Genomic DNA, 14,634 nt, shown 5'->3' on the forward strand with positions numbered 1-14,634 from the left:
TGCGGACCCGCTCGGCCAGCTTCAGGTTGTTCTGCAGGTTCTCGCCCTGGAAGCGGGGGTCGAAGCGGCGGTAGTCGTCGGGGGCCAGGGTGGCGGTGTCGGTGATCTTGCCGGAGAAGAATCCGCGGCCTACGGGCGAGTAGGGGACCACGGTGATGCCCAGTTCGCGGGCGGTGGGCAGGATCTCGGCCTCGAGTCCGCGCTCCCACAGCGAGTACTCGCTCTGGAGGGCGGTGATCGGGTGCACGGCGTGGGCGCGGCGCAGGGTGTTGGCGTTCACCTCGGACAGTCCGATGTGGCGGATCTTGCCGGCTGCGGCGAGCTCGGCCAGGGCGCCGACGGTGTCCTCGATCGGTACGGCGGGGTTGCGGCGGTGCAGGTAGTACAGGTCGATGTGGTCAAGGCCCAGTCGCTGCAGTGAGGCGTCGACGGCCTGCTGCGCGTACTCGGGGGTGGAGTCGACGGTGAAGGTGGTCCTGTCGGCGCTGGCTCGGGATCCGAACTTGGTGGCCACGACGGCTTCGTCGCGGCGCCGTCCTGCCAGGGCGCGGCCCAGGAGGCGTTCGTTGTGGCCGGCTCCGTAGACGTCGGCGGTGTCGAGGAGGTTCACGCCGATGTCGAGTGCGTGGTGGATGGTGGCGATGGACTGGCTGTCGTCGGTGGCTCCGTAGAACTCGGACATGCCCATCAGGCCCAGGCCTACGGCGGACACGGAGGGGCCGCCGGTGCCGAGGGTGCGCTGCTTCATGTGATGACTCCTGTTCGGTAGGGATGAACCAACATTATGATGCATAACAATTATTGTCAAACGTTGTAGACCGTTATAACTTCATCTAGAGTGGGAGCATGACGCCTACTCCCGACCCGCTGACCTCCGAGGTGACCGCTCTCTTCTCAACGATCACCGACCGGTACACCCGCGAATACGAGTCCGCGGCTGCCCACCACGGCCTCACCCCGCAGCAGGTCAAGGTACTCATCTCCCTGGAGGGCGCCGCCCTGCCCATGCGGCGCATCGCCGAGCGCCTGGGCGCCGAGCCCTCCAACCTCACCGGCATCGTCGACAAGCTCCAGAGTCGAGGCTTGCTCGAGCGTCAGCCCGATCCCGGCGACCGGCGAGTCAAACTCCTGGCTATCACGGACACCGGGAAAGAGATCGCCCGAGACCTGCTCGCCCGCCTCCGCTTTGCCCGCGACCCGCTCGCCGCCCTCGATGAAAGCCAACGGCGTGACCTGCGCGACCTGCTCCAGCTCATGGCCGACACCTGAGGGCACGATCCACCTCCGCCTTGAACACCGGGCCGGGCAAGTCGATCGCCGTCCCGAGCAGGTCGCACAGCTCCGGCAGGACCTCGCCATCGGTCTTGCGCGGTCGCGCTCGGCATGCTGCACGAAGTAGCGGCCGTAAGCCGCTAGGACGGTGACCGTCACCGCCCAGAACAACTGGATCCGAAAGGTTCCCCTGGTGTCCCGGCCCGCGCCGAGGTCCCACGGCCCGCACCGCCCAAGCATGGTTGGGTGTGTCATGGGTGCACAGCAAGCGGCGGGCGCGAAGGCCGCGGTGCTCTTCAGTATCGCCCGTGAGTCGCTCCGCTGAGATGGGGCGGTGATGCGGCGCGCTCCAGTTGTTCTGGAACTGGATCGGACGGTCGCAGGAGGAGATCGTACAGGCCCGCCGGGACTGGATGGAAGGGTCGAGATTCGGGGAGGTGAAGGGGTACGACGGGGATCCGCTGCCGGCCCCCGAGCTGCCACCGACACGCCTGAAGCCGCGGGGAAGGGTCCGCTGACCTGCCGAAATAGCTGAGTGATGGGTGACGGGTGGGCGACCTGCCGCCGTGTGCTGTCTCCCGTACTTCCACTCCGTGTGGTCCGACGGCTGGGCGTGTTGCAGGCCCGATGGCGGTGCTGGTCCAGTCCACGGTATGGCTATCTGTCGGCAGCTGTGGCAGGACTCTTGCTAACCGTTTGCTCACTCTACTGACGAGTCATCAGGTGGCGGTGCGGGGCCATGGCGTGCCTGTGCGGCGTCCGATTGGGCATTGCAGACTGGCCGACCATCGGGCGGATGCTGACCTGACGGGCGGCTGGGTCCCTTTCGGTACGGGGACTCAGCCGTAGCCCTGTCGTCTTGTGGGAAGTCGACAAGGCGTGAGTGGCGCCGTATTGGTGGGTGCTCGGCCCTGCCCTCGAGAGGATGCCGTGGCGAAGTACTCCCAGTAAGTTCTTGGTCTGCTGGTGGTACCTGCTTGCTGTAGCGCTGATCTGGCAAGACAGTGGCTGATTCGGTGAAGTGCCGCAGGCTCACCGTGATCAGGTAGGTAGCGTGGCGAGTTCGTGGAGGAGCCCTGCGCGCTCCTCCGAAGGGGGGAGTTCCTGCAGTGCCCGGCACAGGACGCGCCGGGCGGCCTCCGGAGCGCCGGCGCGAAGGTGCTCACGGGCGGCTTCCCGTAGGCGCGCGACCACTTCGCGAGAGCCTTCGCCGGGAACCTCCAGCAGGTGTCGGGCAGCGGTAGTGGCGCCGAGCCCCGCAGCATAGACGACCTCTGAGGCCACGAAGTGCATGGCGATCCGCAGAGCCGGCGGGATGGTTTGGTAGATGGTCGTGGCGATGAGTGGATGGATGAATTCCAGGCCACTGCCAGGTTCGTCGCTTTCGGTTAGAACGCGAGCTGCGAGCAGTTTCTCGGCCGTCTCGGCGGCCTCCTCTTTGCTCAGCACCGCGATGGCGGCGACGAGCTCCGTCGAGTGGGACGCACCCAGGACAGCGGCGGCCCATGCGTAGCGGGCGGTGGCCGTGCCGAGTTGCTCCAGCCGCTGCATCAGTCCGGAGCCGACAGCATGGGGGGGCCGACCGCTTACGTCTGCCGGGATGGGAGGGGTTTCGGCCTGTACGTGTGGGGCGCCGAGGCTGGAGGCTTCGAGCAAGGAGGCGAAGCCGTCGTCAATCTCGGCTGCAGCGAAGTTTTCGCCAGTGGCGTTCTGTCGACTGGTCATAGAACGCCCTCCTCCCACAGTTCGGGCTGCGGTTCAAGGATCGTGCGAACTCGGGCTCTGTTACGGCTGATTCGTCTTTCCAGGGCCTTTTCTGTCAGCCCGACCTGGACGGCGGCCTCAGCTTGGGTGTAGCCCAGGGCACGCCAGTAAAAGCCCGCCCGGACTTGGGGGTCGGGGATGTACAGAAGCGTTCGCTTAAGTGCGTCGTGGGTGGCTGCGGCGTAGTAGGGGTCGGCGACCCGCTGAGCAGGGATTATCCTGCGCATCTCGTTGTGCATGTCGTGATCAGAATGGTTAGCCAGTTCGGCTTCCCAGGTCTGCTGGTTCCGGAACCAGCGCAGATAGACCGGGCGGAAGGCACGGACTGATGCGCCGACGAAATAGGTGCTCAGACTGGCGCCTTTGTCGGCGCTCCACCTGCCCTGGACCAATCCGTACTTGTGGAACAGGGCGTGGCCGTTGATCACCGCCTCAGTGGCGATGCCGTGACGGTCGTCCCAGGTCCACGTCGTCGTGATCAGGTTTCGGGAGATGGGGCAGTGGGCGCGGGAGCACTGGCGGAAGATCTCGCCACTGTTGATCCACTTCATCACGACACGCCAGCCATAGTCCATCCAGCGGCTGACTGCCGTCTGATACCGCGGTCCTTCGAAGCAGTCGTTGCGCAGGACTTCGAAGAGGCGCCGGTCATTCTCCAGCCGGGCCTTCCGGCATGTGCGGTCCTCCTGCACCGGCAGGTAGCCGACTAGCACATCCTCCAGGCCGACCAGATCGGTTTCCGGCAGTTCCTCCTCCTGTCGGTCATCGCGCGGGGCGCCCTCGGAGGCGGAGTCCTCACTGCTCTCGTCCGGCACGTTTGCTCCTTCGTCGCTGTGGTCCACGGTCCCTCGGTTACCGCCTGCCGCATGAGGTCCTAGGCGTGGCACGTGCGCCTCCCCCCTCACCCCGCTGGTGTTTCTGTCGTCGTTACCTCGATTGAGCTCATGCCGGGGGATGTGGGTGCGACGGGCGCTACAGCATCAACGCCCCGGTCCGCTCGACCGGTTTTCCCTTCAGATGAGGAACTGACGTTGAACAACGAGAACAAGCCGCTGCTCAGCCTGCGAACGGCCATCATCCTGCTGCTCGGCGTGCTCTGCGGACTGAGTGCGGGCATCCTGACCGTGCTGGCTGGTGGGCCTGTCGCCAGCGGCATCCTCACAGGCGGGGCCGCTTTCACCGCCGCCGTTCTCTTCTTCCACACGATCATTGCGTGAGTGGAACGGGGTGACACGCGGTCGAGCAGTCAACAGCTTCGGTTTCCCGGATGGGATGGTGAGATTGATGATCTTCTTCACCCTCGTCGAGACGTCCTTCCAGGGGTTGATCTTGCGGACGACGTCGATGTGGACGCGGATGCCGTCCTGAGCGATGGCGGTGAACTCTTCTCGGCCCGCAGCTGCATCCCGTACGCGTCGGAAGTGCCGCACACGTCCTGGCCCGCCTGCAGAGTCCGGGCCTTGGCATCTGAGTATTCAAGTCGCTCGTCGCACCTTGTTATCCCCCAATCCGCGCCAGCTGGCTGGTGACGACGGCGCGCTCGCCGAACGGGTCAACGAGGCAACTTTGCCGACGGAGAGGCTTCGACGCTCTTGGCTTCCACGGCCGAGCCCATCCGTGGTCTGGATGGTGCCTGTCAGCGCGGTGCATCAGCACATGTGGTTTTCCCTCTGGAGTGTGAGTGGCTCTCGTATGCTTACGCCACGAGTCGCAACTGGTGGGGCACTTGAGGCGACTGTGATCGCCTGTGCTGCGCAGAGGTGCAGGCTTGTCCGGGGGAGCTTTGGTGTACCTGGCACATGTGCGGGCCGAGAATTTTCGAATCTTCGGCTCGGCGCCGCAGCGGCAGGGGGACGAGGACGAGTCGCTGCGCATCGACTTCGGCCCCGGCATCAGTGTGCTGGTGGGGGAGAACGATAGCGGGAAGACTGCGATCGTCGATGCGATCCGGCTGTGTCTGCTGACGACGGCGGCTGACTTCTACCGCATCACCAAGGACGACTTCCATACGGGACGCGGTGGGAGAGCGGACACGTTTACCGTCACGTGCGCCTTCCGGGATCTCACCGTCCAGGAGCAGGGAACGTTCTTGGAGCTGGTCACTACCGAGGCAAGCGGTGAGACGGCTCTCTATGTCACCCTCAAAGCGCAGTTGATGGATCCCCTGACGTCGAACCGGGTATCGGTCACCACGCGGACCGGTCCCGACGGTAAGGGGCCTGCACTCGACGGCGCGGCCCGGGAACTGCTCAAGGCCACCTATCTCAGACCCCTGCGCGACGCCGAGGCCGAGCTGCGCTCCGGCCGCGGATCACGTTTGTCGCACATCCTCGCCAGCTATCCCGCCATCGCCAAGCAGACCGACAACGACTTCGACGCAGCGAACGACACCGCGACGACGCTGGTGGGCATCCTCAGCCGGGCCGAACATCACATCAACGCCAATGTCGCGGTGGCGGAAGCACGTGATGCCATCAACGGGGACTATCTGGAGAAGTTCTCGATCGGCTCAGATGTGCTCTCTGGTCAGATCGGAGTTGCCGGCGACGCAACCCTTCCCCGGGCACTGGAGCGGCTGGAACTGAAACTCTCCACAGAGGTGGGCGGACCGAAGGAGTGGACCAAGCGAGGACTCGGATACAACAATGCCCTGTTCATGGCCGCCGAGTTGCTGCTGCTCGGCAACAGTGAGACCGCGCCTCTGCTGCTGATCGAGGAGCCCGAGGCTCATCTCCATCCCCAGCTCCAAAGTCGGGTGATGGCACTCCTGCAAGAACGTGCCGAGGAATCCAGCCCGCCGGTGCAGGTCATCCTCAGCACGCACAGCGCCCATCTCGCCTGTGCCGTACCGGTCGAGCACCTCACCCTGGTGGCGCGCGGTAAATCCTTCAGTTTGGCCCCTGACTGCACAGAGCTTGAGGCCGGCGACTATGCCTTCCTCTCCCGCTTCCTTGACGTGACCAAGGCGAACCTATTCTTCGCCCGCGCCGTCGCCATCGTGGAGGGTGACGCCGAGGCGCTGCTGCTGCCGGCCCTTGCCCAGGCAACCGGCCGCTCCTTCGGTCGAGCCGGCGTCAGCGTGGTCAACGTCGGACACACTGGTCTGTTCCGCTACAGCCGCATCTTCCAGCGACCCGGCGAGCAGATCCCTGTCGCCGTCGCTCGCATCCGCGACCGGGACCTGGTCCCGAAGGACACTCCGAAAGACATGCGCGGCGAACTGCGCAGCTCGGCCGAGATGACCCTTGCGGAGATCGCCGCCCACGTCACGCTCTTGGAGGCCGGGGACAGCGGCAACGTACGGACGTACGTCTCTGACCATTGGACCTTGGAGTACGATCTCGCGGCCGCATCCTGGCCGCTGGCCTCCGTCATGCACCAAGCGATCCAATGCGCCCGCATCTCCGAGCGGTCGTGGCCCGCCGCAGAGAAGCTGGAAGAGGCCGAGCGACGAGCCGGGGACGAGGTCAAGGCCTGGAAAGCAGGGGGCGTTCCGCTGCCCGAGGTGGGCTTGCGTGTCTACCGGCCCCTACGGATGAAGAACGCGAGCAAGGCGATCGCCGCCCAGCATGCGGCCCGGCTTCTGAAGGGCGTCTCACTGTCCGACGACGAGCTGCCGCCGTACCTGCGGGGTGCCTTCAGCCACCTTTGCGGCGGAGTGTGACATGACGATCCCGTACGACCCCGCCTCCTTCGCCAAGGACCGGATCGAGACGGCCGCCTCCCTCCTCGGACTCGACCTTCCGCACCAAGAGCAATGGGACTTCGTCCAGCAGATGATCTCCCTCGACCTGCAGGCCGCACCCGGCTCGGGCAAGACCAGCCTTGTGGGCCTCAAACTGGCGCTCCTGGCTCAAGGGTGGAGGTCAGCGACGCGCGGTGTGTGCGTCATCTCCCACACCAACACCGCCAAGGACGAGATCAGCGCCCGCCTCGACGCGGTACCAGCCGGCCGTAGCCTGCTGCAGTACCCGCACTTCATCGGCACGATCCAGTCCTTCGTCAACACCTTCCTCGCGCTGCCTGCTCTTCGCTCCATGAAGGTCGAGATCCAGACGGTCGACGACGAGGCCTACGCGGCAGCAGCGCTCCGGCTACTGCACCGCCACCCCCGCTACCGTACTCAAGGGCACCCTGGGGCGCCAGCGTGACGGCCACCAACTCATCTCCGAGGCCCGCTTCGTCTGCGAAGGAAGCCACCTGACCGTGGCGACCACACGGACGCTCCCCTTCTCCGCCGAGACCCAGAGCGGGAATCAATTCGACCACCTCAAACGCCGACTCGCCCGAGACGGCATCTTCCGCTACGACGACATGTTCGCGATCGCGGAACGCCACCTGACACGGAATCCCACCCTGGCCCAAGCCACCGCCATGCGCTTCCCGTTCGTCCTGCTGGACGAGATGCAGGACACCAGCGCCATGCAACAACGCCTGCTGGACAAGGTCTTCGCCGCCGGACACACCGTTGTCCAGCGAGTCGGAGACGTCAACCAGCGCATTTTCGAAGACCGCGGAGATGCCCAGATCGGCGCTTCCGCCTTCCCGCTACCCATGTCCGCCGAACTCCCGGTCAGCCGCAGATTCGGCACCAAGATCGCCTCACTGGCCAGCGATCTGACCGTCCACCGCTCACAACGCATCGAAGGCACAGGGCCTGAAGGCACCATTGCCCTGCTGCTCTTCGACCGGGACTCAGTCGACCAGGTGGTGCCCACCTTCGAGCGCCTGGCCAGGTCTCTAGTCCCGCGGCACCTGCTCCTGGAAAATCCCCCCAGAGTGCTGGGCGCCCGACGACACCCGGGCAGCTCCCCCAAGTTCCCGCAGTCCCTCGCGTGCTACGTCCCCGGCCTCACCCTCCCCGGGCGCGGAGAGACGCGCGGTCTCCTCATCGCAGCGGCCCGCACCGCGCAGGAGCAACGCCGGCACGGTGACACTCACGCCGCTGTCCAGCAGTTCTGGAACACGCTGCGCGGCGCCGTCCGGCCTTGCGCCCCAGAGGGCCTTCCGCCACTCAGCCGTCTCGACCGTGATCCCACCACAGTGGGCGGACGGATCCGGGCGTTGCTGAACTCGCTGCTGACCGATGCCCTGGACGACGAGGAAGGGTGGCAACGGCTGACCCGGCAACTGATTGAGGCACTGCCCGAACTCACGCAATCCTCGTGGGAGGACCCCACCGCTCTGCAGGAACCGATGGCCTACTTCCCGGCCGAGGCCCCGGCGACACGTCACCTCATCAACGAATCCGGCATCGTGACCTCCGTGGCGGGCACCATTCAGAGCGCCAAGGGCGAAACACATGCCGCAACCCTCGTCCTTGAGTGCCTGGACAGAACAGGGAAGAAGCACGATGTCGCCGAGGTACTGGGACTGCTGGCCGGTGCCAGCGACATCGCTCGCGCTTCCCCCACGATCCGCCGCGCGGCACAACTCATCTTCGTCGGAGCCACCCGCCCCACTCGCCTCCTTGCTCTGGCAGCGTTGAGGGAGCGAGCAGCACCCCACACCGAGGCCCTCGCCCGGAGGGGATGGGCCATCCACGACGTTCGAGACCCCTGGCTACCGACATGACGAACCGTGCCCGCATCGGCCGAGCTTCCTCGGCTGACGATGGTCAAGAAGGGAGGCTTGGCCGTGCAGTGGTAGCGCCACGTCGACAGTTCGTTGGAGTCGTTGGCCCGGGAATGGCCGGGATCTTGCCTCGCCCAGGGCCGCTGCCCGGCGGCAGGCAACTGTCGGGCCCTGCAGTAAACCGCTCTTACTAGAGACCGGACAGTTGGCGTCGGCCAGAACTGCCTGCACTCTGACGCGTAAGCCGCTACCGCAGGGTGGCAACCGTCTGCCATTGCCCTACGGTGGCCAAGCGCTGCCTCTGTAAGTGATGGCAGCCACTCTTCGGCCGTCGGTGTCTGCTCCGGAACCCGCGGCGCAACGGCGTCCGCATCGCGCGCAAAGTGCATCACGGCTTCGAGGAGGCAGTCCCAGACGCCGGCCGATGACCAGATGATGAACCGGCGGTGGGCTGCGGCTTACGTTCCCGACCCCGCCGACCCGTCTTCTCGCTCGAAGGCGGACCGGCTCGTGGTGACACTGCGGGAGCGGCAACCGGGCCTGTCGGAGCGGCGTGGGGCAGACCCGGATTCCCAGGGTGAGAAGGTGCGCGAGGTTTGCGGCGCCGGCGGGCCTGCTGAAGCGCCTCGGGCTCGTGGCGGGCGAGCCAGGCCAGCAGGGTGGCCGGGGCCCGCGAAGGGCACCGTCCCTGACAGCTTGATGGCGCCAGACCAGATCGGAGTGCTCCGCCACTCCTACAGCAGCGGTTCGGCACGGGTGTCCATCGCCACGATCGCCGCCTGTACCGGTCGGCCTCACTCGTTGACGGCGTACAACCCGTCGCCGTGCCCGGCCAGTCCCACCGCGGCCACGGCTCCCTGGTCGCGATCCGGATTACCGGCGGTGCATGGTTTCCAGAGCGGCGGCCAGTACGTGGGGATCGTGGTGGCCCTTGTAGACCGCGGGCGGTTTTCTGTCGAGGCCGAGGAGCTGGGACACGGCTGTCCAGGCGGTGCGCACGGAGTACTCGACGGTGAAGACCACGTCGTCGGGCACTTCGGCGAACTGGCCGATGAAGGCGAGGTTGACCGAGCCCTCGGGTACCACCTGGGGACGGTCGTCGCGGCGGCGCGTCAGGAACTGGCTGGTGATGTACGGCATCAGGCAGGGCACGACGGTGGAGGTCTCGACTACACGTGGCGCCACCGCGTCGTCGAAGGGCATGTGGTGCAGGACCTCTTCGAGGATCTCCCGGCCGGAGCACATCGTCATCGGCTTGGGCGTGTGGTTGCCGGCGCGGCCGGGGCGCAGGCCGTAGCCCCACCAGACGGAGACGTCTTCGGGCTGGTCGCGGTAGACGGGCTGGCGGCCCGCGGTGATGGTGAGCAGCCAGTTGGAGTCGGTGAACGTCATCGGCCCGCCCCGGCCGGTCTCCCGGCCGCTGAACTCCGCGAGCGCGTCCAGGAGGGCGGGGTCCTTGGTGGTGACGGTGAACGACTCCCAGCGGGACTCCTTGACGTGCTTGTCGAAGGCGTCGGGATTGCCGAAGTCGTCGCGGCCCCTGGCCAGCCGGTGCCAGAGCAGCCAGGCGTCCGAGTTCCGGGGAGGGGGCGGCGGAGCAGTGAAGTGGGAGCCGAGGCTGGTCGAGTCGGTCATGGAGCCGTTGGTCACCAGGACCAGGTCCTCGGGGGCCACGTCGATCTGTTCGTCACGGCCGTCCCGGGTCAAGCAGATGCGCTTGACTGTCGTGGACCGGTGCCCCGGCGCGAAGTCGAGGCCGGTGACGTGGCAGTGGGTGTGGACGGTGACGCCCCGTTCGTGGAGCCAGGTGGTCAGGGGGCGCACGACGGAGTCGTACTGGTTGTAGCGGGTGTGATGGATGCCGGACAGGGTGGAGAACTCGGGGGCGAGATGGATGAAGCGCCTGAGGTAGCGGCGGAACTCGATGGCGCTGTGCCAGGGCTGGAAGGCGAAGGTGGTGCACCACAGGAACCAGAAGTTCGTGGTGAAGAAGTGCTCGGAGAAGCAGTCGGTGATCCGCTTGCTGTCCAGGTGTCCCTCGGGTGTCACCAGGCAGCGGACCAGGTCCAGGCGGTCGCGCTCGGAGAAACCCATCGAGCTCACGTCGACGATCTTTCCGTCGCCGTCCACGAGCCGTGCGATGTCGTCCCAGGCGAAGTCCTCGTGTCCGGCGAGGATCTCCTGCGTCACGGACACCGAGGGGTCGTCGAGCGAGGGGATGCCGGACAACAGGTCGTACGTGCAGCGGTACTCGGCCTCGAACATCCGCCCGCCGCGCATGGTGTAGCCGGCGTCGGCCGTGCCGCCCGCGTCCAGGCTGCCGCCGATGTTGCGCTGCTCCTCGAAGAGGTGGATGTCCGCTCCGTCGAATCCGCCGTCGCGGATCAGGAACGTGGCCGCGGCCAGTGCCGCCATGCCGCTGCCCACCAGGTATGCCTTCGCCATCACACAACTCCTCGTTCTGGCCCGTTGTTCGGGAACCGCACGGCGTCAGCGTTTCCCGTGCCTGCGTGCGCCGTCAGTGGGCTGTTGGTCACTCACCTGGTCCGGACGGCCCCATCAGTCGTTCAGGCCGCCGGGCCAGGCAGCCACAGGTCGGGGCCGAAGACCTCGTAGCGGATGCTGCGCGCCGGGACGCCCGCGGCCAGCAACTGGCCGCGCACCTCCCGCATGAACGGCAGCGGCCCGCACAGGAACACCGTGGCGCCGTCGGGAAGTTCGATGCCGTCGAGGTTCATCAGGCCCTCGCGCGCATCGGGTTCCACAGGGCCGGGCTGCTCGTACCAGAAGACCGCGCGGGCACCCGGAAGTTGCCCGACCAGCTCCCCCGTCTCGGTGCGCAGGGCATGGTCGGCGGGGGAGCGGTCGGCGTGCAGCACCAGCACCGGCCGGGTCGAGCCGAGGGCGGCGAGATGCGCCAGGATGCTGGTCATGGGGGTGCCGCCGATGCCCGCGGAGACCAGGACGACCGGGGTGGTGGCGTCGGCCGGGTCGTCGAGGAAGACGTCTCCGAAGGGAGCCGAGAGGGTGAGTTCGTCTCCCTCTCGGACCTGGTCGTGCAGCAGTTTGGAGACCTCGCCGTCCGGCGTGCCGGACGTGCCTGCGACCCGTTTGACGGTGATGCGCCGAAGATCCCCGCCCGGGTCGGACGACAGGCTGTACTGGCGCAGTTGGTGCACCCCGTCGGCCATCAGCACCCGTACGCTCACGTACTGGCCCGCCCGCGCCTGCGGTGCCGGCTGCCCGTCGGAGGGGCGGAGCAGGAAGGACACCACGTCGTCGGTTTCGCTGCGGCGCTCGACGACCGTCCACTGCCGCCAGATCTGCCCGGGCTCGACGCCCGCGTCCTGGTAGAGGCGGGCCTCCTGGGCGATCAGGGCGCCGGCCATCAGCCAATACACCTCGTCCCACGCGGCCGCCACCTCGGGGGTGACCGCGTCGCCGAGGACCTCGGCTATCGCGCCGAACAGGTACTTGTGCACGATCGTGTACTGGTCGTCGGTGACCCCCACCGCGGCATGCTTGTGCGCGATACGGCTCAGCAGGGCGTCGGGCCGGACGTCCGGTTGCTCCAGCAACACGGTCGCGAAGGCCGCGATCGAGCCGGCCAGGGCGCGGCGCTGGGCTCCGCTGGCCTGGTTGCCACGGTTGAACATCCCGTCGAGCAGCTCGAACGCGTCGAAGCGATCCTGGACAAAGCCGGCGAGGCCCGCCCATGACCGCCGGGGACGAAACGAGAGGACGGGTCAGCACCAAGAGCGGCGCGGCCCTCCGCGCCGCCATGGCCAGACTCCTCGCCGGACGACCGGAGAGGACCGATGGGCGCCTGACCAAGGAGAACCTCTGGCGAGAAGCCCAGGTCAGCCGGGCCACCATGAACAGAGCCCAGGAAGTCCTCGCCGAGTGGGACGCCCACATCGCCCAGCACGGGAAGACGACCCCGCGCGAAGCGCAACGCGACACAATCATCGCTGACCTGCGCAAGAAGCTGACCGCAAAGACCCAGCAGTGCACCCACTTGGAGAAGCAGCTTCAAGCGGCAGCCGTCGCCATCGCAGCCCTCCACCACGACAACGAAGCCCTCCGCGACGAACTCAGCGAACGGGCCACGACCATCGTCGTTGGAATCGGCCCCCAGCGCAGGAGGCCGAGATGATGATGAGGATCTTTGAGATCGGTCGGGGCTGCTCGATGCCTCACGTGCTCCGCTTCTCAACTGAGTGAGGAACGGAACGAGCGCCTCACAGGTGGCCAGCAGGAGTAGCTCGCGTGTTCAGCGTGCGTGTCGGGCTGAGTAGCCGTGCTGCCTTTACGTTCCTGAGCACTCCTTCGCTCGCTGCGTGGTGCTGCGGTGCTTCAGGCGGTGCGGTGCGCTCCGACGAAGGACTGCAGTGCTTCCTGCGTGTGGGGAAGGCCGAGGTCCCGCAGCCGGTCTGCGGACGAACGGATGAGCCACGCGTGCCGGTGGCCGGCGAGATCGCCCAACAGCTGCTGTTGCGCCGCTGTCAGGTCGGCGTAGCGGGGCGCGGGGTGCGGCTGCGGAGCGGGAAAGAGCTCCTCGATCGCCCTGCGGGTGCGGGACCCGTAGCAGTCCCAGACGATGCGAGGCAAGCATGCGTCGAGCGCCTCGCGCACGGCGGCCGGGTCCGAGCCAGGCGGCAGGGAATGCAGGGTGCGCTCGATGTGTCCGTGAAGGTCGCCCTCGCAGTAGTCGGTTACGCAATTGAACGGGCTGCGGGCAGCTGCGGTGAGTTCCGTGACAGCCCGGCCGAGCAGGCCAGGGCCGACAGGGGTTCCGTCAAGGCCGGCAAGGCGGATGAGGGCGGTAGCCGCGGCCCACCGCATCAGCGGATCTGCGGCATCCAGGTACGGGGTGATGTCCTCGGCCGTGGAAGAAGGGCCGACGAGGCCAGCGGCAAGCAGCGCGGTGGCTGCGGTGACCGGGTCCTTCTCGTGTGCAGCAAGGGCGAGGAGGCGGGGCAGGGAGGTGGTGGAGAATTCGGGAAACCAAGCCAGGAGGTAGGCGATCCGGGTCCGCAGACGGGCGTCATCATCGTCGAGTAGGGCGAGAAGGCCCGGGAGTTCGTCGAGGACGGCGTCGTATGACTGAAGCGCCGACCACCGGGAATCGGGCGAGTTACCGGCCGCCACCCAGTCCCGTATCTCCTGTAGCTGTGCGCGCTGGTCGGCATCCGTCGCGGCGGCTAGCTGCTCCTCGTACCACGGCAGGAGCTCCTCCGGTCCGGCCTCCGCCGCGGCCGCACGCCATCCGTCCACGTTGATGCCGGTGGTCACGTCGTACTCGTCGTGCCAGTCCACGGCCAGCCGGGTGAGCAGCCACATCGTGTCCTCGCGGGCGGCCGCAGGGCCTGCGAGGGCGATCCTCGCGAGGAACGGCACGGCGACCGGAGAGGCCGAATAGCGGCTGCCCTGATGAAAAATGCTGCTGAACAGGCTGCTGAACGCTTCCTTGCGCGCCTCGTCGTCGCCCCCGCACAGGGTGCGTATACGCCCTGGAACGTCATGCGCCGACTCGTAGGCGTGGGACAGGCTGGCCCAGTCCACATCGTCCAGCCCCGCCAGCAGCTTCTCGTACTCGTTGATCATCGAAGAAGGATCGCAGGAGGCACTGACACAGCCTCCGCGGTGCAGCAACAGCTGGTCCCGCCCGAGCGGCACCGGTCCACAACTTGCTGCAGGTGGGCATTCACGGCGAGCAGGTCTAGGGAACCTCCAAGCAGCTGGTGGGGAAGATCATGGAGCCTCATCAATGACCCACTGTTCTGCCGGAGCCGGCGCACCGATTCAGCATCTTGGCGTTGTCTCACCGCCTCACAGGCTCACACCGTCTGGCGGCGCGGCGCGCGATTCGCTGATCGGCGCGAAGGTCGCGATCAGCTGTCTCATGAGACACCCTGAACGCGAAGAACTCCTGCATGACCACTGCCTGGTCCTGAACCGCGTGCAGCGCAGGGGCGACGCTGGTGAGCCGGTGTGGGGCGCCCTGGACACGGTCCGCCTCTA

At 66.9% G+C, this 14,634-nt stretch carries 11 protein-coding genes and 2 pseudogenes; 7 read left to right on the forward strand and 6 right to left on the reverse strand.

The annotated features are described in order from the left end of the window. Positions 1-748: aldo/keto reductase (locus HNR57_RS38925; RefSeq protein ID WP_184568120.1), on the reverse strand; the 748-nt coding region annotated here is incomplete at its 3' end. 98 nt (positions 749-846) lie between these two features. Here HNR57_RS38925 and HNR57_RS38930 point away from each other — a divergent pair. Then, positions 847-1,269: a MarR family winged helix-turn-helix transcriptional regulator gene (locus HNR57_RS38930; RefSeq protein WP_184568122.1), complete on the forward strand. Its 423-nt coding sequence runs from the start codon at positions 847-849 to the stop codon at positions 1,267-1,269. Between the two features lie 350 nt (positions 1,270-1,619). Further along, positions 1,620-1,790 (forward strand): annotated as a pseudogene (locus tag HNR57_RS38935) (pirin family protein); the annotation flags it as partial. 523 nt (positions 1,791-2,313) lie between these two features. Here the strand turns inward: HNR57_RS38935 and HNR57_RS38940 are convergent. Beyond that, the gene (locus HNR57_RS38940; RefSeq protein WP_184568125.1) at positions 2,314-2,997 is read right to left on the reverse strand and encodes a hypothetical protein; all 684 of its coding nucleotides are present in this window, start codon (positions 2,995-2,997) and stop codon (positions 2,314-2,316) included. After that, positions 2,994-3,851 (reverse strand): RNA polymerase sigma factor, encoded by an 858-nt coding sequence (locus HNR57_RS38945; RefSeq protein ID WP_184568127.1) that lies wholly within the window; start codon positions 3,849-3,851, stop codon positions 2,994-2,996. Before HNR57_RS38945 ends, HNR57_RS38940 begins: the two co-directional genes overlap by 4 nt. A 216-nt stretch (positions 3,852-4,067) precedes the next feature. On the opposite strand from HNR57_RS38945, the gene HNR57_RS38950 reads away from it, so the two are divergent. From HNR57_RS38950 to HNR57_RS38965, 4 genes are all read left to right on the forward strand, one after another. Further along, on the forward strand, positions 4,068-4,253 hold the full coding sequence (locus tag HNR57_RS38950) for a hypothetical protein (RefSeq protein ID WP_246555416.1): 186 nt from the start codon (positions 4,068-4,070) through the stop codon (positions 4,251-4,253). Between the two features lie 569 nt (positions 4,254-4,822). Next, the gene (locus HNR57_RS38955) at positions 4,823-6,700 is read left to right on the forward strand and encodes an ATP-dependent nuclease (RefSeq protein ID WP_184568129.1); all 1,878 of its coding nucleotides are present in this window, start codon (positions 4,823-4,825) and stop codon (positions 6,698-6,700) included. 1 nt (position 6,701) lies between these two features. Continuing rightward, entirely contained in the window at positions 6,702-7,187 is a 486-nt protein-coding gene (locus HNR57_RS38960; RefSeq protein ID WP_184568131.1) for a UvrD-helicase domain-containing protein, read from the forward strand. Between the two features lie 55 nt (positions 7,188-7,242). After that, complete coding sequence (locus HNR57_RS38965; RefSeq protein ID WP_184568133.1) at positions 7,243-8,610, forward strand: UvrD-helicase domain-containing protein; 1,368 nt, start codon at positions 7,243-7,245, stop codon at positions 8,608-8,610. An 873-nt stretch (positions 8,611-9,483) separates the two neighbouring features. Here HNR57_RS38965 and HNR57_RS38970 read toward each other — a convergent pair. Both HNR57_RS38970 and HNR57_RS38975 read right to left on the reverse strand, forming a co-directional pair. Next, positions 9,484-11,055: an oleate hydratase gene (locus HNR57_RS38970; protein WP_184568135.1), complete on the reverse strand. Its 1,572-nt coding sequence runs from the start codon at positions 11,053-11,055 to the stop codon at positions 9,484-9,486. A gap of 122 nt (positions 11,056-11,177) precedes the next feature. Beyond that, positions 11,178-12,290: pseudogene (locus HNR57_RS38975) on the reverse strand (globin domain-containing protein); the annotation flags it as partial. Positions 12,291-12,325: 35 nt separating this feature from the next. On the opposite strand from HNR57_RS38975, the gene HNR57_RS38980 reads away from it, so the two are divergent. Next, positions 12,326-12,766, forward strand: a complete 441-nt coding sequence (locus tag HNR57_RS38980; RefSeq protein WP_184568139.1) for a hypothetical protein — start codon at positions 12,326-12,328, stop codon at positions 12,764-12,766. Positions 12,767-12,966: 200 nt separating this feature from the next. Here HNR57_RS38980 and HNR57_RS38985 read toward each other — a convergent pair whose 3' ends face one another. After that, a complete protein-coding gene (locus tag HNR57_RS38985; protein ID WP_184568141.1) occupies positions 12,967-14,217 on the reverse strand; it encodes a hypothetical protein in 1,251 nt (416 codons plus the stop codon). Positions 14,218-14,634: the final 417 nt, after the last annotated feature.

Source organism: Streptomyces paradoxus (assembly GCF_014202475.1).
Taxonomy (GTDB): Bacteria; Actinomycetota; Actinomycetes; order Streptomycetales; family Streptomycetaceae; genus Streptomyces; species Streptomyces paradoxus.